We start from the raw sequence: 18,824 nt of genomic DNA on the forward strand, positions 1-18,824 counted from the left end.
CGCTATATTTGCTAGTGGCAAACACCGCATTCAATAGATCGTGTTCAAAATTTTCAATGATTGCTGCTTTGGCTCGGGAAAAACATCGGCTGGCCGCCGCTCATCTTGAAACCGGTAAAAGACGAAGCCGTTTGCGCGCGTAACGCGCTCAAGTCTGATGGTTGAGCCGATCAAGCGTGGGCGATCGTCAGAAACGAGGACCGTCGAACCATTTTCAAGGAACAGTAAATAATGGATATACTGACCCTTGCCCTGGCCGCTTTTGACCGTCGCGTCGATCATTTCGACCGATCGGATCGGGCTGGCCCTATTCGTCCACTTGATGGGATCGACGATCAACACCGCCGCGAACACCGCAACAATGAGGACCACGCCCAGCACGTGCCCTTTCACATCCGCAAAAGTCCACGACATCGACGTGAATCCCCCAACCGCCGATTCATGTGGTGGACAGAAGGCCGACTTTCAATCGGCCTCCCTGTTTCAGGAAATTGCTGTTAGAGTCCCGGCTTGTCGGCGTGCTGTTACTTTGCCTTTGAAAGCGCCAGCCACAGGCCGCCGCCGACCATGAAGCTGCCGCTGATCCTCGACAAAAGCTTGATGCGGCCGGCCGACAGCAGGCGCCCGGCGCGGCCGGCGGCCAGCGCATAGGTCGAATCCGAGAAGGCGGCGAAGATCATGGCGGTCAGGCCCATGATGGCGATCTGCAGCGAATAATTGCCTTGCGGCGAAATGAACTGCGGAAAGAAGGCGCCGAAGAAGATCAAAGTCTTGGGGTTGCTGAGCGCCACCAGCAGGCCCTGCAGGAAGAAGCCGCCGCGCGGTTTCCTGGCCGTTCCATCGGCGTTCAGCGTGCCTTTGGAACGGAACATCTGCACACCCATCCAGATCAGATAGGCGGCGCCGATCAGCCGCACCCACTCGAACCAGTGGCCCATGCCCGAGATCAGTGTGTTGAGGCCGATGCCGACGATGGCGATCATCACGGCAAGCCCTGCCTGCGTGCCGGCGACATTGGCGAGACCGGCGCGGGAGCCATGGCGGATGCTGTTGGCGATGATCAGCGTGACCGTTGGGCCGGGCACCAGGATGATGACGATGCAAGCCAGGACATAGGCGGCGTAGAGTTCGAGCGACATGACTTTTCCCCAGGAATGCCGCCGATGCGGCGCGGCTTGAGGACAATCAATGCATAGCAGCGCAGCCGGTGCAAGCCGCTAACTAGCGCCCTGCGACACGCCAGTCCGCCCGGTTCAGGCGCCGGTCTGCCAAGGCAGCGTTGCCTCATAGGCCGCCGCCGCCTTCAGCACGGCGAGGTCGCCGCGCGGCCGGCCGATCAGTTGCATGCCCATCGGTCGGCCCCTATCGTCGAAGCCGACCGGCACGTTGGCCGCCGGGCAGCCGCCCAAGGTCGCGAAGGCGGAAACCTGCATCCAGCGGTGATAGCTGTCCATTGCGCGTCCGGCGACCTCACGCGGCCAATGCGTATCGACATCGAAGGGGAAGACCTGCGCGGTCGGCAGCGCGACGAGATCATAGCGGTCGAAGATCGACAACAGCGTGCGATGCCAGGACGTGCGGATGACCGAAGCGGCGCGGATCTGCGGTGCCGTCAGCCGCATGGCGTTCTCCACTTCCCAGATGGCTTCCGGCTTGAGCAGGCGGCGCTTCGCGGGATCGTCATAGTGGGTTTTGAGCGCGCAGCCGCTGCTGGCCTGGCGCAGCGTCACGAAGGCCTGCCACAGCGCTTCGAAATCGAAATCCGGCAGCAACGGTTCAGTCGCGAAGGACGCTTCCGCAAAGCGGCCAAGTGCCGCCTCGCACAGGCCGAGAATGCCTGTTTCAACCGGCAGATGACCGCCGAGGTCGCCGAGCCAGGCGATGCGGCCAGCAGTTGCCGGTATTCCAAGCGCTTCGAGGAACGAGCCGGGTTTCTCGTAGGACAATGGCGCGTGCGGGTGGTAACCGGCCTGCACATCGAGCAGCAGGGCCATATCACGAACGTTGCGGCCCATCGGCCCGTCGACGCCCATCTGCGCATGGAAGACTTCGAAATCGGGTCCGCCGGGAACAAGTCCTTGCGACGGGCGGAAGCCAAAAACATTGTTCCAGGCGGCCGGGTTGCGCAGCGAGCCGCCGAAGTCGCTGCCGTCGGCGACGGGCACCATGTTAAGCGCCAGCGCCACCGCCGCGCCACCGCTCGAGCCGCCGGCGGTCAGGGCCGGATCGAACGCGTTCAACGTCGGCCCGAACACGGCGTTGTAGGTGTTGGAGCCAAGCCCGAATTCGGGGACGTTGGTCTTTCCGATGATGATGGCGCCGGCATTGCGGATGCGCTCGACAAAGAAATCGTCTTCCTGCGGCACGAAATCGGCGAAGATCGGCGAGCCGAAGGAGGTCCTGAGGCCCGTGGTCGAGGCGAGATCCTTGATGGCGATCGGCATGCCGAAGAGTGGACCCGCCGCTTCGGCTCGCGACAGGCTGGCATCGGCCGCATTGGCTTCGCGCAGGATATCGGCGCGATCGCGCAAGGAGACGATGGCGTTGACCAGCGGATTGACCGCCTCGATGCGATCGAGGAATGCCGCCACCACCTCGCGCACGGAAAGCTCTCTCTCCCGGATCGCGCCGGCGAGTTCGACAGCGGACAGGCGGCAGATGTCGCTTGCCGGCGGCACGGCATGTTTCGTTTGCGGACGCAGCATTTTAACGGGTTTCCTGCAGCGCCTGATCGACGTCTTTGGCGAGCGGGATCGCCGGTTGGGCGCCAGGCTTCAGGCAGGCCAGCGAACCGGCCGCGCCAGCGCGCGCCAGCGCCTGTTCGAGCGTGAGGCCCGACGACAGGCTGGCGGCGAAATAGCCGCAGAACGTATCGCCGGCGCCGACCGTGTCGACAGGGGTGATCTTGCGTGCCGGAACGGTGAGGAATTCGCTCGGCGTTGCCGCCATCACGCCGTCGCCGCCGAGCGTGACGACGACGGTGCGGCCGGTCTTTCCGGCAAAGTCGCGCATACGGGCCGCCCGGTCGCGGCCTTGCAGCGACAGCGCTTCGCCATAGAGGTCGAACTCGGTTTCGTTGGCGACGACATAGTCCGCCTTGCTGAGAAAGCCGGCTGCCTGCCCCTGGAAAGGCGCCGTGTTGAGCACGGTGATGGCGCCGGCCGCCCTTGCCTGGTCGAGGGCGGCATCGACGGTGGCCAGCGGAATCTCATTTTGCAGCAGCACGACGTCGCCTTTTTTCAGAAAGGCCTTGGAGAGATCGCCTGGCACCACGGAAGCGTTGGCGCCCGGCACCACGGCGATGATGTTCTCGCCGTCGTCGGCGACCATGATCAGTGCCGTGCCGGTCGAGGCATGAGTCTCGGCAACGCCGGACAGGTCGACCTTGCCGTCGCGCAGCAAGGCCAGTGCCTCGGCGGCGAAGCTGTCCCTGCCGACGGCGCCGACCATGCGCACCGAGACGCCGGCGCGTGCGGCGGCCAGCGCCTGGTTGGCGCCCTTGCCACCAGGCGCGGTGGTGAAGGCCGAGCCGCCCACCGTCTCGCCGGGGCTCGGCAAGCGGTCGACCTTGGCGATAAGGTCGAGGTTGATCGAGCCGATGACGATAATCAAGCAGGGCCTCCTGGCAACGCAACTTCAAAATGTCGGAGCGTCTTCGTGCATCCGGGCGAACGCAGATCGTTCCGATTGCGTGGAAGCTAACCTGTAAGGCCGCGGCTTGCCAGACCACGCGCATGGTCCAGTCCGATTTGAGGTGTCGTGGCCTTATTCGCAGCGCACGGTGACCGTGCCCTGATAGTTGCCGGCGGGAAAGATACCGCTCGATTTGGTGGCGGTGAGGTCGACCTGCATCGCGTGGGTGCCGTTGGCAACCCTTTGCGGCACACTTCCGTTGACATCGACCCCCGAGCCATCGAGGCGGAAGACTGAAGCGAAGATCACGTTGGTGCCGCCGCCGCTCGGCGCGGAGGAGAATGCGGCAGGCGCCGGCGCCGAAACCGAATAGCAGTCAAGCAGGTTAAGTATCGAGCACAACAGGGAACTCGCCACCACGGTGGCGCTGGCGCTCGATCCGCCTGCCTGTTTGGAGCCCAGTATGCTGATGGCGGGATTGGCCTTCATCGTTCCGGACGCCCCGACCATGATGGTGCAGGTGCCGATGATCGCCGCCTGCGCCGGAAGGCAGGAACCGGCAAGTGCCGCCATCGCAAGCAGCGCGCGGCTACTGCTTCTTCTTTTTCTTGCCATCGCCATTTCCGGTCCTGATGCTCCAGCCTTCGTTGGCCCACCCCGGTGATGCGGCTGCGGGAGCGGTGGCGGCTACGCTGGCCGTCTGGCCGTCGGCGCCGAGGCCCATTTTGAGAAGTTTCAGCTCCAGATGCAGGCGCTCGACCTCAAGCTCATAGAGACGGCTGCAATCGACGCGCTTCGGCGTACGCCCGATCGGGATCACCACCCGGCCGTAAGTGGCGACATCATTGTCGGACTGGCTGTTGCCTCTGATAACGCCGAGATCGACATAGGCCCCGGAGCCGGAGACGGCGGAACGGCATGTGGTGCCGTCCGCGGCACGGACCTCGTCCTGACCCTGGGGCAAGGTGACACCGGGCAGGTTGAAGCCGCTCTCATTCTGGTTGAGGTTGTAGACGTCCTCGGCCCCGGCCGGCGAGGCACCCGCCCAAGCAGCCGCGAGCGCCAGTGTCAGGACTTGCGGCGCCCAAAGAACTTTCCGCATATCTGTGCCCTTATCTGCGTCTGTTGATTGGGAAAGGGGATGCTTTCGGTACAGATACGCACTTTACGCTCGGCCGCGCCGTCAAAGGGCACGACCACAAGGACAGAACGGGAAGCCTGGGAAGCCAGCTGGAAGACATCTGGAGAGATCCTGGCATCTACCGGCTGAAAATCCTGATCGTAGACGTGGATTTCGACCCGGATCTTCCTGTCGTAGGGATTGGCAGGGAAGATGCGGACCGCGAAGACGTCGGTGAAGCTGTTGATCTCGCCACGCATCGGCGACATCGATTGTGCCTTGACGGCAATGGGCGCCAATCCGATGGCCAGTGCCGTCGTCAGGATTCGAACATGTTTCAACGACCCCTCCTTCGCTGCGCGTCATTCGCAGCGCAGCGTTACCGTTGCCTGATAATTGCCGTTGGCGAAGCGATTGCTGCCGCCTTTGGTTCCGGCGAGGTGAACCGAGACGAGATCGGCGCCGGGTGTGGCGATGCTGGTTGCCGAGCCGGTCTCGACGATGGCATGCGCGCCGGTGGCGGAGTAGGTGGGCGTCCAGGTCGTCGACGTGCTGTCGGCGGATGGCACCGTCATGGTGGTGACGGGGTCGACGCTGAGCGACACACCTCCGGTCGTCGTCAGCGTCACGGTCCCAGCCGAGCCGCCGCTGTTGTGGGAACTGAGGGACTGGAGATCGGGGCTGGCCGTCATCGTGCCGTTGGTGGCAACGACAAGCGTGCAGGTGGGCGCGATCGTGCCATTGAAGATGACATTCTGCGTCGCGGCCAACGCGGCCTCGTCGAGGCTGGCAACCAGCAGAGCTGCGCCGCAGGCGGCGCGAAACAATGTCATCGGAACCTCCTATCAAGCCGGATCGTCCGGATTAATATGAGGGGATCATCACTTTATCGTAGTTAATTTAGAGTTACCTAAAATAACGTCTCAAAATAACAATTACAGGAACCGCAGGTTGCCCTGGGTTGCAACGGCGGAAACCACAGTGGAAATCGCGCTTATACTTAATAAGGCCGGTATATCGATGTTTTCCTTCGCAATATCGAGGAAAATCGATATTACGATACCTGCCCGGCTTCCCAGCCCAGAATGGCGCGCTTGCGGGTCAGGCCCCAGTGATAGCCGGTGAGATCGCCTGATTTACCGATGGCGCGGTGACAAGGCACCACGAAAGAGAGCGGATTGGCGCCGTTGGCCGCACCGACAGCACGGCTGGCGGACGGTGCGCCGATGCTGGCCGCGATCGAGGAATAGGTGCGGGCCTTACCCATCGGGATCTTGAGCAGCGCCTCCCAGACGCGAACCTGGAAGTCGGTGCCGATCATGACGACATGCAGCGGCTGGTCGGGGCGCCACAGCGTCGGGTCGAAGATACGGGCGGCATAGGGACCGGTAGCAGTCATGTCCTCGACATAGACGGCGTTCGGCCAGCGGCTGGACATGTCGGCGAAGGCGGCGCGTTCCTCGCCGGGGTCGCTGAACGCCAGGCCTGCAAGCCCGCGCTCGGTGGCCATGATCAGGGCGGTGCCGAACGGCGAGGAATGGAAGCCGTAACGGATGGTGAGCCCGGCGCCGCGTGTCTTGTAGTCGCCCGGCGACATCGCCTCATGCGTGACGAACAGGTCATGCAGCCGGCCCGGGCCGGACATGCCCAGTTCGAACGAGGTCTCGAGCAGCGGCATGCCGGAATCGAGCAGCCTGCGCGCATGGTCCAGCGTCACCGCCTGCAGGAAGGCTTTGGGCGACAGGCCGGCCCAGCGGGTGAAGAGTTTTTGCAGGCCGGTCGGAGTCTCGCCGACCTCCTCGGCCAGTTCTTCGAGGGAAGGCTGATCACGATAGTCGAGACTGATCTTCTCGATGGCACGGCGCACGATTTCGTAGTCGCTGCCTTCAGGCGTGATGTCCTTTTTGAGGACTGCGGTGTGTGTGCTCATGGAACTGTCTCCTTGAGCCGGAATATCGCCCCTCGGGGCGTCGATCGCCACCCGAAACTTGCCTTCCTGCGGCGCATACCCAGATAGGCACGGGATTCGAGCCCAGGCGCCGCTCATGGCTGGCTCAGCGTGCCCTGGCGGTCGCCAGCGCTCGCGAAAAGGCGGTGGCAAAGCTCTCGCGGGAATCGGGGTCCAGGAAGGATCCGATCGGCACGTTCTGCCCTTCGCCTTCCACCGTCATCCCTGTGATGCCGATCTCGGCGTGACGGGCCACCGAAAACCGCGCCCAGAACGGATTGAAGCGATGCGCTTCCGATTTGCCGGAGGGGGCGGTCTTGCGGATGTCGAGGCTGGTGCGCGAGACCGAGACTTCCTCGCGGGCACGGGCGGCCCGATAGTTGACGCGAAAGGCGATGTAGACGGCGACCACGTCGAGGCCGAAGAAGCCGAACACCGGCCAGGCGCCGCGCGACAGGAAAAACGCGCCTGTCACCAGCCAGCCGAACAGCAGCGCGCCCATCAGGATGAAGAAGCCTGTCCGGCCCAGAGACCGGTGCGGGGTGAGTAGCGCCTGAAAGAATGGCTCGTCGGCCTGAAACGAGGCGTTTGTGTCGCTCATGAGGGGATATTATAGGAGGGAAATGGCAAGCCCCAAGTCCAAAGATTCTTCCCTGTCCAAAAAAGAGCTGTTGCCCGCACGACGCAATGGGTCGAACGTCAAGCCACGCCCGCGGCCGGTGCGGAGCTCGTCGCGCTACAGCCCGGCCGAAGTGCACGAGATATTCCGGCGCTTTTCCGTCCAGCGGCCCGAGCCGAAGGGCGAGCTCGAACATGTCAACGCCTTCACGCTGTTGGTCGCGGTGGTGCTGTCGGCGCAAGCGACGGATGCCGGCGTCAACAAGGCGACGCGGGCGCTGTTCAAGGCCGCCGATACGCCGCACAAGATGCTGGCGCTGGGGGAGGCAAGGGTCGGCGAATATATCCGCACCATCGGGCTGTGGCGCAACAAGGCGAAGAATGTGATTGCGCTGTCGCAGGCGCTGATCCGCGACCATGGCGGCGAGGTACCCGACAGTCGCGATGAATTGGTCAAGCTGCCCGGGGTCGGGCGCAAGACCGCCAATGTCGTGCTCAACATGGCCTTCGGCCAGCACACGATGGCGGTCGACACGCACATTCTCCGTATCGGCAACCGGCTCGGATTGGCGCCCGGCAAGACGCCGGAACAGGTCGAGCAAGGATTGTTGAAGATCATTCCGGACGAATATATGCGCCATGCACATCACTGGCTGATCCTGCATGGCCGCTACGTCTGCAAGGCGCGCAAGCCGGATTGCCCGGCCTGCGTCATCGCCGACATCTGCAAGGCCGAGGTCAAGACGACCGATGTGCCGGCACCGCTGGTGCCGATCGCACCGCTCGACCCTGTCGAAGAGATTCAGGACCGAAGCGGAACGACGGCGTAATTCAACTCTCCTCCACAAACACCTCTTCGCGCTTTTTCCTGACCGCCGGCAGGAAGACGATGACGAGCACGGCGAGCGCGATGAGGAGCAGGCCGGCGCTGATCGGTCTGGTCAAGAAGGTGCTCGGGTCGCCGCGCGAGAGGATCATGGCGCGGCGCAGGTTTTCCTCGAGCAGCGGGCCGAGCACGAAGCCGAGCAGCAGCGGCGCCGGTTCGCAGCGCAGCTTGGTCAGGAGATAGCCGAGGAAGCCGAAGAAGGCGACGGCATAGAGGTCGTAGACGTTGCTGTTGACGCTGTAGACGCCGATCGAGCAGAACGCCATGATGATCGGGAAAAGTACGTAATAGGGGATCGTCAGCAGCTTCACCCAAAGCCCGATCAGCGGCAGGTTGAGGACGATCAGCATCAGATTGCCGATCCACATCGAGGCGATGATGCCCCAGAACAGCGCCGGCTGTTCGGTCGCGACATTGGGGCCGGGCACGATGCCCTGGATGATCATGGCGCCGATCATCAGCGCCATGACCGGGTTGGCTGGAATGCCGAGCGTCAGCATCGGGATAAAGGAGGTCTGCGCACCGGCATTGTTGGCCGATTCCGGTCCGGCGACGCCTTCGATGGCGCCCTTGCCGAACTCCTGCGGGTTTTTCGAGACGCGTTTTTCGACCGTGTAGGACGCAAAAGCTGCCAGGATCGCGCCGCCGCCCGGCAGGATGCCGAGCGCCGAACCGATGATCGTTCCGCGCACGATGGGCGCTGCCATGCGCCGAAAGTCCTCGCGGGTCGGCATAAGGCCGGTGACCTTGCGGATCATCACGGAGCGCTCATCCTCGTTTTCGAGGTTGCGCAGGATCTCGGCGACGCCAAAGACGCCGACCGCCACCGCAACGAAATTCAACCCGTCGGCATATTCCCGGATTCCAAGCGTGAAGCGCGGCGTGCCGGTGTAGATGTCGGTGCCGACAATGCCGAGCAGCAGGCCGAGCACGACCATGGCCAGCGCCTTGACGATAGAGCCGTGGGCGAGCGCGACGGACGAAACCAAGCCGACGATCATCAGCGAAAAATACTCGGCCGCGCCAAATTTCAGCGCGATCGCCGTCAGCGGCGGGGCAAAGATGGCGACGAGGAACGTCGACACCGTGCCGGCAAAGAACGAGCCGATGGCCGCGATCGCGAGGGCCGCTCCGGCGCGGCCGTTCCTGGCCATCTGGTAGCCGTCGATCGCGGTGACGGCGGACGAGGATTCGCCCGGCATGTTGATGAGAATGGCGGTGGTCGAGCCGCCATATTGCGCACCGTAATAGATGCCGGCGAGCATGATGAGGGAGGAGACCGGGTCGCCGATCTGGAAGGTGATGGGCAGAAGCATGGCGATGGTCGCGGTGGCGCCGATGCCGGGCAGGACGCCGATCAGCGTGCCGAGAAGGACGCCGATCAGGCAGAAACCGAGGTTGGTCAGCGACGTCGCCGTCGAAAAGCCGAGCGCGAGGTTGTCGAGGAGATCCATGCTCATCGCCTCACGATGCCGACCCTGGGGCCAGCCACGGGCCGAAGCGGCGGAACGGCAGGCCGAGCGCGTAGCTGAAGACGAGGAAGGCAAACAACGTCAGGCCGGCCGACAGCACGAGCGCGGTCAATGGCTTCATGCGGCGGCTGGCAAACGACGCGATCAGCGCCGTCAGGAAGATCGACGGGATGAATCCGAGGCCGCGCACTGTCAGGCCGAAGAAGATCGGAGCAGGCAGGATGAGCAGCATGCCGCGCCACGCAATGTGCCCGATCTCTTCGCCCTCGACGCGTACGGCCTGGACGAGAATGACGGCGCCAAGCAGGATCAGCACGATCGCCAGGACCAGCGGAAAATAGCCTGGCCCCATGCGCAAGGCGGTGCCGATTTCGAGACCGAGCGATTGCAGCGCGAACCACGCGCCGAAACCGATGAACAGGGCAGCGCACAGGCCGTTGGCCCTGTCGATCGCGAAAGGTTTCATGATGGTTCTCCCAAGCCCGCAGTGGGTAGCGATGCCGAGCGAAATAGGGGCGCTGGTGGCGCCCCTATTCAAATCTCAGTCGGCGTACTGGCCGGCGGCTTCGATGATCGGCTTCCAGCGCGCGATCTCGCTTTCCAGCTTGGCCTTCAGTGCGGCGGGCGTGGCATCGGCCTCGAGCGACGGCTTGGTGCCGAGTTCGGCGAAGCGGGCGGCGACGTTCTGGTCCTTCAGCGCGACCTGCAGCGATTTCGACAGGCGTTCGGTGATCTCGGCCGGCGTGCCCTTGGGTGCATAGAGACCATGCCAGATGCCGACCTGCACATCGGGAAGGCCGCCTTCCACCGCCGTCGGCACGTCCTTCAGCACATCGAGGCGTTCCGGCGAGGTGACGGCATAGGCCTTGATGGTGCCGCCCTGGATCTGCTTGGTGGTGTTGGTCGTCTGGTCGCACATGATGTCGACCTGGCCGCCGAGAAGATCGGTCATGGCCGGGCCGGTGCCCTTGTAGGGCACGGTGACCAGCGGCGTCTTGATGGCGCTCATGAACAGCATGCCGCACAGATGCGAGGCCGCACCGATGCCGGCATTTGCGACGGTAATGGAATCCTTGTTGGCCTTGGCGTACTCCACCAGCCCCTTGAGGTCGGTGGGCTCCAGGTCCTTGCGGCCGACGATGGTCATCGGCACTTCGGTGACGAGGCCGACATATTCGAAGGCGTTCAGCGTGTCGTAGGCGAGCTTTCTGTACAGCGTCGCACTTGTCGCCATGCCGATATGATGGAGCAGCAGCGTATAACCGTCCGGCTCGGCGTTGGCGACGCGGCCGGCACCCAGCGTGCCGCCGGCGCCGCCGACATTTTCGACGATGACCTGCTGGCCGAGATCCTTCGACATCGCTTCGGCGACGAGGCGCGTGACCGTGTCGGTCGGGCCGCCGGCTGCAAACGGCACCACAACGGTGATGGTGCGTTCAGGATAGGTCTGCGCGCCGGCAGTGAACCCATAAAGCGCGACGGCCGCAGCAGCAGCCAGAGTGGTGACAAATCTTCTCATCGTGATCTCCTCCCAATACGTAAATCTCCAACCGCTGCGCGGGGTCCTCTCAACACCCTGCAGATGGAGCAACAACTAGCGCAATTAACAGATTGCAACCGGACTCAAACGGCAAACTGCTGATGGGCGCCATCCTAATAGCCGTAGCCACGCGCCATCGCCGCGGCGAAGACCGGGATGAGCAGGAAGATGAAAGCTTCGGCGCGGATGTAAGTCTTCACGGACGCAAGCTCGGCCGCCGGCACCTGGAACGAGGCATTGCCGCTCGCCTGCCTGCTCCAGGATATGAAGCGGACGGTCGGGATGATCGACAGCAGGCCGACCACGACGAACGCCGCTATCTTGGCCCAGAACACCCAATTGTAGACGTAGAATTCCCAGCCCTTGAGGCCATAGAAGACGCGGCCGATGCCGACGACGATGATCAGCGTGGCAATGATGCCGTAATGGCGGTCGATGCCGGCGAGCCTCTTGAGCGTCGCAGCGCCCAGATCGCCGCGGATCAGGACGAATTCGGCGCCGATGATTCCCGCCAACGAAAACACCAGCAGATGATGGAAGATCGCAAGCACAAGATCGGTGGTGTCCATGCTCTTTCCCTGGGGTTTGACGGCACCGCCCAGCGCCTGAAAAAGGGTCGCGCTGGCAGGTGTTGAATCAGCCTGCCGTGAAAAATAGCACCGTCGCGCAAAATTCCCATAGCGGCGCCTGGATGATGGGCCGTGTTGCCCTGGCCCCTTGCGCAGCACCGGCGATTTGCTAAGCGCTGACGATCCGTGCGAGGCAGATCCCATGAACAATCCACAAGCGACCAGCGCTCCTGTCATCGAAACGAAGCGAACCATCCTGCGGGCACACCGGCTGGACGATTTCGACACCTATGCCGCGATGTGGACGGATCCCATCGTCACCCGCTTCATCGGCGGCAAACCGCGCACGCGCGAAGAAAGCTGGATGCGCTTCCTGCGTCACGCCGGCCTGTGGTCGCTGCTCGGCTATGGCTTCTGGGCGATCGAGGAGAAGGCGACCGGACGCTTCATCGGCGAGGCCGGGTTTCACGACCTGAAGCGCGACATGGAACCATCGATCGAAGGCATTCCCGAGGCCGGATGGGCGCTGGTTCCGGCCGTGCACGGGGCGGGCTTCGCCACCGAGGTGGTTGGCCGCATCCTGGCGTGGAGCGAAGAGATTTTCGGGCGCGAGAAGACCGTCTGTATCATCGATCCGGAAAACGGCGCGTCGCTGAGGGTGGCTGCGAAGTGCGGTTACCGGGAAGTGGTGAAGACCACCTATCACGACACTCCGACCATCCTGCTGGCGCGGTGACCTGAGCCGCGGGCTGACAGCTGCCAGCGCCGGCATGATGGCGCCTGTCGCCAGCAATGATGACGAGGCGGGCCACGCCAAGAACCGCCGTGCGGTTCTGGTCAAATTGACCTGAGCGGGGCTTCCAACGAGGACGTGTTCTACGGCATGGCGTCCGCTGCCAGGCTTGCCCGCTCGAGCATGGAGGCGTCCTCACCGAAGGCGCGGGTGGCGCGGGCCGCCGCCTCGAGCAGCGGACGCTTCATGCGCTGCAGAAATGCCGCGTCGACGCGCGTGCTGGGTCCAGCCAGGGTCAAGGCGCCGAGCAGGACGCCTCCCGGGCCGAACACCGGCGCCGACACGCCCCCCGTCTCAGGGTCCCGGTCGCCCACGGCGAGGCAGTTGCAGGTCTTGCGGATGGTCTCGTACGGTTCGCCCTGCTGGCCCGAAAACGCTGCGAGCACGCGGCCTCCCGAGCCGAGCAGCAAAGGTAATACGTCGCCTTCGCGTATCGTGTAGCGGATCGGGTGCTTGGATTCGACGCGGTAAAGACAGGTGCGGACGTCGCCCGAGCGAACATAGAAGGCAACGCTCTCCCAGCTTCGCTCGGAAAGATCGCGCATGATCGGCAGCAGGATATCGACCGCCACGACCGAACGCTGGTAGAGCGCACCGAGCCGAAAGGTCGCGGGTCCGACGCGGTAGCGTCCATTGTCGAGGCGCTCGAGCAATCGTCCGCGCATGAGGGAATTCGCAAGCCGCAGGATGGTGCTCTTGTAGAGGCCGGTGCGCGCCGCGATTTCGGCCAGGCTGAGCGACCGGTCATCCGTGGTGAAGGCATCGAGGATGGCAATGGCCCGATCAAGCGCGGCAACACCGTCCGCCGAGGTGCGATCTATTTCCCCATCTGCCGATTTGCTTGGCGAGTCCATGGTGGTTCCAGTTTGAAGAAAGCCGAGCGACGCGACTCTGTCGCGCCGCCAAATCGTTCTGTCCAGTAGAATATCGTTTCCGTTGACAGAACTCCGTAACATCTGCTTGAAATCGATGACGGGTCTGGATGCAGGCGCGTTTTGGCGGGCACCGGAGGAGGTGTCGTGATTTGGAGGAATCCCCATGCTGAACAGACGCAGATTTTTGATGAGCACCGCAGCCGTGGGTGCCGGGCTGATGACGTCGCATCTTTCTCCCGCTTACGCCGAAGGCGCGCCCCAGATACAGCTCTTCGTGCCTGCCGCACCGGGTGGCGGCTGGGACCAGACGGCGCGCACGATCGACCAGGTGCTGCGCAGTGAAAAGCTCATCTCGGGTTCGCAGATCACCAATGTCGGCGGCGCCGGCGGGACTGTCGGGCTGCCGCAATTCATCAGCCAGTGGAACGGCAAAGGCAATTCCCTGATGGTTGCCGGCATGGTCATGGTTGGCGCCATCATTGCCAACAAGGCCGCGAACAATCTGACGCAAGTCACCCCGATCGCCCGCCTCACCGGCGAGTTCGAGGCCCTGGTCGTGCCGGCGGAGTCACCGTTCAAGACGGTCGCTGATTTCGTCGCCGCGCTCAAGGCCGATCCGACAAAGGTTCCCGTCGCCGGCGGCTCCGCCGGCGGCTCGGATCACATCTTGTTCGGCTTGATTGCCAAGACGGTCGGCGTGCCGGCGACAAACCTGTCCTACGTGCCGTTCGCCGGCGGCGGTGAGGCGTTGTCGGCGCTGCTCGGCAACCAGGTCGCGGCCGGCATCTCCGGCTTTGGCGAGTTCTCCGAGCAGGTCAAGGCGGGCGCGCTGCGGCTGCTCGCCATCTCGGCAGACAAGCGCCAGGACGGCATCGATGCGCCGACGCTGAAGGAGGCCGGCATCGATGTCGAGCTGTTCAACTGGCGCGGCGTCTTCGCACCGCCCGGCGTTTCCGACGCCGACAAGGCGGCGATGGTCACAATGATCGAGACCATGGCCAAGAGCGATGCATGGGCAACCGAATGCAAAAACCGCAACTGGACGCCCATCCTTTTGACTGGCGACGACTACGCAAAATTCCTCACCGAGGACACGGCCCGCATCACCGCGATCCTCAAGGATCTCGGCCTCGCCTGATGTCTTCAGGGGGCGGTTAGAGTGCCGCCCCCTTCCCATCTCGCCTGCCGCATGGACATATGATGCGGCGAAACTGCGGATGCGGCCGGCTGGAGGATGCCGGCCATCTTGGGAGGATCCCGATGAGCACCAGCGACCAGCAGGCGGCGCCGTGGCGCCTTGCCGTGCCGGAATTGTTGATAGGCATCGGGCTCCTGGCCTGCGCCGGCGCCGTCGCCTGGCAGACGCTGGCAATCCCGGTGTCGCCGCTCTACTCCAAGGTCGGCCCGACCGTCTTTCCCTACCTCACCATGTTCGGCCTGGTGGTTCTTTCGCTGTTGCTCATCCTTGCCGCGCTTCGCGGCGGCTGGCAGCCGGAGGAGGAAAAGCAAACGCCGACCGACTGGAAGGCGATGGGTTTCGTCGTCATCGGCCTGCTCGCCAATCTGCTGCTCATCCGGCCGCTCGGTTTCACGGCGGCATCCGTCCTCATGTTCGTTCTGGTCTGCTACGGCTTCGGCAGCAAGCGCACGCTGCGTGACGCAGTGCTCGGCCTGATCCTGGCGCTGGCCGCCTATTTTGGCTTCGCCAGGGCGCTTGGCGTCAACATCGGTGCCGGTTTCATCGAGAACCAGCTGAACACGGTCATCGATGCGTTCATCACCATGTTGAGGGGCTGACGCCATGGAAACGCTCGGACATCTCGCACATGGCTTCTCGGTTGCCTTCACCCCGGTCAACCTTCTGTGGTGCCTGCTTGGCACCACACTCGGCACCGCCATCGGCGTGCTGCCCGGTCTTGGACCGGCGCTGACCATCGCGCTGCTTTTGCCGATCACCTATCAGGTGGCGCCGGAAGCATCCTTCATCCTGTTCGCCGGCATCTACTACGGCGCCATGTATGGTGGTTCGACGACGTCGATCCTGCTCAACACGCCCGGCGAAAGCGCCACCATCATCACTGCGTTGGAAGGCAACAGGATGGCGCGCTCCGGGCGCGGCGGCGCGGCACTCGCCACCTCCGCGATAGGCTCGTTCGTCGCCGGCACGATCGGCACGATGGGCGTCGCTTTCCTGGCGCCGGTGGTGGTCAAGTTCGCGCTGGCCTTCGGCCCGGCCGAATATTTCTCTTTGATGGTGCTGGCCTTCATCACCGTTTCGGCGGTGCTCGGCTCGTCTTCCGTACGCGGCCTGACCAGCCTGTTCGCCGGCTTCGTCATCGGCATGATCGGCGTCGACCTGCAGACCGGCCAGCCGCGCTTCACCTTCGGCACGAACGAACTGCTTGATGGCGTCGATGTCATCATTGCCGCGGTCGGCCTGTTTGCCGTCGGCGAGACGCTCTACATGGCCTCGCGCCGCTATGCCGGCAAGGACGAGATCGTGCCGCTGAAGGGCTCGCTCTACATGACGGCGGCCGAGTGGGGGCGTTCGTGGAAACCCTGGCTGCGCGGCGCTGCGATCGGCTTCCCGATCGGCGCCATGCCGGCCGGCGGCGCCGAAATCCCGACCTTCCTGTCCTATGCCATCGAAAAGAAGCTGTCGAAGCACAAGGAGGAGTTCGGCACCGTCGGCGCCATCGAAGGCGTTGCCGGCCCCGAGGCTGCCAACAATGCCTCCGCAGCCGGCGTGCTGGTGCCTATGCTGACGCTTGGCCTGCCGACCTCCGCGACCGCGGCGATCATGCTGTCGGCCTTCCAAAGCTACGGCATCAATCCCGGGCCGCTGCTTCTCACGACCCAGGGAGACCTCGTCTGGGGGCTGATCGCCAGCCTGTTCATCGCCAACGTCATCCTGGTCATCCTCAACCTGCCGCTGATCGGGCTCTGGGTGCGGTTGCTGAAAATCCCGGCGCCGCAGCTTTATGCCGGCATCCTGGTGTTCGCCACGGTCGGCACCTATGGCATCTCGCAATCGCCCATCGACCTCGTCATCCTCTATCTCCTGGGGGCCGCCGGCTTCCTGATGCGGCGCTTCGATTTCCCGACCGCGCCCGTCATTATCGGCATGATCCTTGGACCGCTCGCCGAAACCCAGTTCCGCCGGGCGATGACCATCTCGAATGGCGACTGGTCGGTGTTTTACACCCACAAGCTGTCGCTGACGCTGCTGACGCTCGCCTTCATCGGCCTTGCCGGCCCGCATATCTGGGCCTTCATCGAGCATCGGCGTCGGCGCGGACCGGAGCATGTGCCCGGCGATGCCTGATCGATCCATGATGCCATGACAGAATTGCTTTCCGGTATCCGCGTCCTCGACCTGACCAACGTCCTGGCCGGTCCCTACTGCGCCTATCAGCTGGCGCTGCTCGGCGCCGATGTGATCAAGGTCGAGGCGCCGCAAGGCGGCGACCTGGCCCGCCAGCTCGGCGGCTCGCCAAAGCTGAACAGCGCCGGCATGGGCGCATCGTTCCTGGCGCAGAACGCCGGCAAACGGTCGGTGGTGCTCGACCTCAAGCAGCAAGCCGATCGCGAGCGCTTTTTCGATCTGGTGGCCAGCGCCGACGCCCTGGTGGAGAATTTCCGCCCGGGCGTGATGGATCGGCTGGGGCTTGGTTACGAGGCGCTGAAGACGGTCCGTCCAGGCCTCGTCTATTGTGCGATATCGGGTTTCGGCCAGACCGGGCCGATGCGCGACAATCCCGCCTATGACCAGATCATCCAGGGCCTGTCGGGGATCATGAGCATCACCGGAACACCGGAAACGGCGCCGCTGCGGGTCGGCTATCCCGTGGCCGACACGCTTGGCGGACTGGTCGGCGCGTTCGCCATTACCTCGGCGCTGGTGCGGCAGAAGACGAGCGGCGAGGGTGCCTTTCTCGACGTCTCGATGCTCGAATGCACACTTTCCGCGCTTGGCTGGCCGGTTTCCAACTATCTGACCGCAGGCATCGACCCCAAGCCGATGGGCAATGAGAACATGACGGCGGCACCCTCCGGTACGTTTCGCACCGGCGACGGGCTCGTCAACATCGCCGCCAACAAGCAGGAGCAGTTCGTGGCGCTGTGCCGGCTGATCGGCCGGCCGGAACTGGCCTCCGATGTCCGCTTTGCCGAGCGCGAGACGCGCAAGCGCAACCGTGCGGCGCTTAAAGTCGAAATCGAGGACGCCCTGGCGGACGCCTCGGCGGCTGCCTGGGAAGAGATGCTCAATCGCGCCGGGGTGCCCGCCGGCAGGGTGCTGACGATCCCGCAAGTGCTGGGCGAGCCGCAAGTGCTCGAACGCCGGGTGACCGCGAATTTCGACGATGTGGCCGGCATGGACAAGCCGCTGACCGTTCTGCGCGGCGGCTTCATGGTCGATGGCGAGGCGCCGTTGCCGAGAAAGCCGCCGCCGGCGCTCGGCGAACATATGGGCGAGGTGTTCGCCGACCTGCCACCCCGCGCCAAGACAAAGGCAGGCGCATGAGCGACACGGAGAAGACGGGCCGTGAGCGCGGCGAGGAATGGTGGCAGACCGACATCATCGAGATGCGGCCTGGTGTCATCCGGCTGCGCGGCTACGAGATCCAGGATCTGATCGGCCGCGTCAGCTTCCCGGCTGTCATCTGGCTGATGCTGCGCGGCGAACTGCCCGGCGAGGACCAGGCAGAGTTGCTCGGCATTGCCTTGGGAGCCGCCGTCGACCACGGACCGCAGGCGCCATCGATCGCCATCGCGTGCATGGCCGCAACCTGCGGCGTCGGTATCAACAGCGCCATGGCCTCGGCCATCAACGTTCTCGGCGACGTGCACGGTGGCGCCGGCGAGCAGGCGCTTTCCTTCTATGGTGACATTGCCGTGGCAATCGATGCCGGGATGACGCTGAATGAAGCGGTCTCGACACGGCTCGACCGGTTCTTCGCCGAGGAGAAGGGCTATGTGCCGGGGCTCGGACATCGTTTCCATCCCGTCGACCCGCGCGCGCCGCGCTTGCTGGAACTGACCCGCGAATTTGCCGCACGCGGTGCCGTCAACGGACGTTTCGTCGATATTGCAGAAGCGATCGAGGCGGACGTCGCGCGACGCAAGAGGAAAAAAATACCGCTCAACATCGATGGCGCTACCGCCGTCATCTATGGCGAACTCGGTTTTCCGCCAGCGCTGACGCGAGGGCTTTTCGTGCTGTCGCGCTCGGTCGGCATCCTTGCGCATGCCTGGGAGCAGTCGCAGCAGGCCGAGCGAAACAAAGGGCCGCTGCCGCGCGAATGGCTGTGGACCTATACCGGCACGCCGGTGCGGCCGTTTCCCGAAAGCGATGAGCCCGGCGAGTGA

The 18,824-nt window shown here is 64.0% G+C and carries 22 protein-coding genes; 7 read left to right on the forward strand and 15 right to left on the reverse strand.

Annotated elements, in window-relative coordinates; genetic code table 11:
• Window positions 1-30 precede the first annotated feature (30 nt).
• The 10 genes from NP945_RS01760 to NP945_RS01805 form a co-directional block, all read right to left on the reverse strand.
• A complete protein-coding gene (locus NP945_RS01760) occupies window positions 31-414 on the reverse strand; it encodes a hypothetical protein (RefSeq protein WP_256745411.1) in 384 nt (127 codons plus the stop codon).
• Between the two features lie 110 nt (window positions 415-524).
• On the reverse strand, window positions 525-1,139 hold the full coding sequence (locus tag NP945_RS01765) for a LysE family translocator (protein WP_127267106.1): 615 nt from the start codon (window positions 1,137-1,139) through the stop codon (window positions 525-527).
• A gap of 114 nt (window positions 1,140-1,253) precedes the next feature.
• Window positions 1,254-2,705, reverse strand: coding sequence for an amidase (locus NP945_RS01770; protein WP_256745412.1), 1,452 nt, complete (start codon window positions 2,703-2,705; stop codon window positions 1,254-1,256).
• 1 nt (window position 2,706) lies between these two features.
• Window positions 2,707-3,612, reverse strand: a complete 906-nt coding sequence (locus tag NP945_RS01775; RefSeq protein ID WP_256745413.1) for a ribokinase — start codon at window positions 3,610-3,612, stop codon at window positions 2,707-2,709.
• 153 nt (window positions 3,613-3,765) lie between these two features.
• Window positions 3,766-4,248, reverse strand: a complete 483-nt coding sequence (locus tag NP945_RS01780; protein WP_127387361.1) for a hypothetical protein — start codon at window positions 4,246-4,248, stop codon at window positions 3,766-3,768.
• Entirely contained in the window at window positions 4,223-4,735 is a 513-nt protein-coding gene (locus NP945_RS01785; protein ID WP_127267102.1) for a hypothetical protein, read from the reverse strand. The genes NP945_RS01780 and NP945_RS01785 overlap by 26 nt, the downstream gene beginning before the upstream one ends.
• Entirely contained in the window at window positions 4,702-5,094 is a 393-nt protein-coding gene (locus NP945_RS01790) for a hypothetical protein (RefSeq protein WP_256745414.1), read from the reverse strand. Before NP945_RS01790 ends, NP945_RS01785 begins: the two co-directional genes overlap by 34 nt.
• A gap of 21 nt (window positions 5,095-5,115) precedes the next feature.
• On the reverse strand, window positions 5,116-5,586 hold the full coding sequence (locus NP945_RS01795; protein WP_256745415.1) for a hypothetical protein: 471 nt from the start codon (window positions 5,584-5,586) through the stop codon (window positions 5,116-5,118).
• A gap of 221 nt (window positions 5,587-5,807) precedes the next feature.
• Window positions 5,808-6,683, reverse strand: a complete 876-nt coding sequence (locus NP945_RS01800) for a bifunctional helix-turn-helix domain-containing protein/methylated-DNA--[protein]-cysteine S-methyltransferase (RefSeq protein ID WP_127267099.1) — start codon at window positions 6,681-6,683, stop codon at window positions 5,808-5,810.
• A gap of 124 nt (window positions 6,684-6,807) precedes the next feature.
• Window positions 6,808-7,302 (reverse strand): DUF2244 domain-containing protein, encoded by a 495-nt coding sequence (locus tag NP945_RS01805; RefSeq protein ID WP_256745416.1) that lies wholly within the window; start codon window positions 7,300-7,302, stop codon window positions 6,808-6,810.
• 22 nt (window positions 7,303-7,324) lie between these two features.
• On the opposite strand from NP945_RS01805, the gene nth reads away from it, so the two are divergent.
• A complete protein-coding gene (gene nth / locus NP945_RS01810; RefSeq protein ID WP_128307443.1) occupies window positions 7,325-8,149 on the forward strand; it encodes an endonuclease III in 825 nt (274 codons plus the stop codon).
• A gap of 1 nt (window position 8,150) precedes the next feature.
• On the opposite strand, the gene NP945_RS01815 is transcribed toward nth, so the two are convergent.
• The 4 genes from NP945_RS01815 to NP945_RS01830 form a co-directional block, all read right to left on the reverse strand.
• On the reverse strand, window positions 8,151-9,659 hold the full coding sequence (locus tag NP945_RS01815) for a tripartite tricarboxylate transporter permease (RefSeq protein WP_256745417.1): 1,509 nt from the start codon (window positions 9,657-9,659) through the stop codon (window positions 8,151-8,153).
• 10 nt (window positions 9,660-9,669) lie between these two features.
• On the reverse strand, window positions 9,670-10,143 hold the full coding sequence (locus NP945_RS01820; protein ID WP_256745418.1) for a tripartite tricarboxylate transporter TctB family protein: 474 nt from the start codon (window positions 10,141-10,143) through the stop codon (window positions 9,670-9,672).
• A 75-nt stretch (window positions 10,144-10,218) separates the two neighbouring features.
• Entirely contained in the window at window positions 10,219-11,196 is a 978-nt protein-coding gene (locus NP945_RS01825; RefSeq protein WP_127271256.1) for a tripartite tricarboxylate transporter substrate-binding protein, read from the reverse strand.
• Between the two features lie 134 nt (window positions 11,197-11,330).
• Entirely contained in the window at window positions 11,331-11,786 is a 456-nt protein-coding gene (locus NP945_RS01830; RefSeq protein WP_256745419.1) for a DUF2214 family protein, read from the reverse strand.
• A 202-nt stretch (window positions 11,787-11,988) separates the two neighbouring features.
• Between NP945_RS01830 and NP945_RS01835 the strand changes: the two genes are divergently transcribed.
• Window positions 11,989-12,522, forward strand: coding sequence for a GNAT family N-acetyltransferase (locus NP945_RS01835; protein WP_127320503.1), 534 nt, complete (start codon window positions 11,989-11,991; stop codon window positions 12,520-12,522).
• Window positions 12,523-12,662: 140 nt separating this feature from the next.
• On the opposite strand, the gene NP945_RS01840 is transcribed toward NP945_RS01835, so the two are convergent.
• Entirely contained in the window at window positions 12,663-13,433 is a 771-nt protein-coding gene (locus tag NP945_RS01840; protein ID WP_127397554.1) for an IclR family transcriptional regulator, read from the reverse strand.
• 184 nt (window positions 13,434-13,617) lie between these two features.
• Between NP945_RS01840 and NP945_RS01845 the strand changes: the two genes are divergently transcribed.
• From NP945_RS01845 to NP945_RS01865, 5 genes are all read left to right on the forward strand, one after another.
• Window positions 13,618-14,592 (forward strand): tripartite tricarboxylate transporter substrate binding protein, encoded by a 975-nt coding sequence (locus NP945_RS01845; RefSeq protein ID WP_256745420.1) that lies wholly within the window; start codon window positions 13,618-13,620, stop codon window positions 14,590-14,592.
• Window positions 14,593-14,714: 122 nt separating this feature from the next.
• Window positions 14,715-15,251: a tripartite tricarboxylate transporter TctB family protein gene (locus NP945_RS01850; protein WP_256745421.1), complete on the forward strand. Its 537-nt coding sequence runs from the start codon at window positions 14,715-14,717 to the stop codon at window positions 15,249-15,251.
• A gap of 4 nt (window positions 15,252-15,255) precedes the next feature.
• A complete protein-coding gene (locus tag NP945_RS01855; protein WP_256745422.1) occupies window positions 15,256-16,779 on the forward strand; it encodes a tripartite tricarboxylate transporter permease in 1,524 nt (507 codons plus the stop codon).
• Between the two features lie 15 nt (window positions 16,780-16,794).
• Window positions 16,795-17,979, forward strand: coding sequence for a CaiB/BaiF CoA-transferase family protein (locus NP945_RS01860; RefSeq protein ID WP_256745423.1), 1,185 nt, complete (start codon window positions 16,795-16,797; stop codon window positions 17,977-17,979).
• On the forward strand, window positions 17,976-18,824 hold the full coding sequence (locus NP945_RS01865; protein WP_256745424.1) for a citryl-CoA lyase: 849 nt from the start codon (window positions 17,976-17,978) through the stop codon (window positions 18,822-18,824). The genes NP945_RS01860 and NP945_RS01865 overlap by 4 nt, the downstream gene beginning before the upstream one ends.

This window comes from Mesorhizobium sp. LMG17149 (assembly GCF_024518695.1).
Taxonomy (GTDB): Bacteria; Pseudomonadota; Alphaproteobacteria; order Rhizobiales; family Rhizobiaceae; genus Mesorhizobium.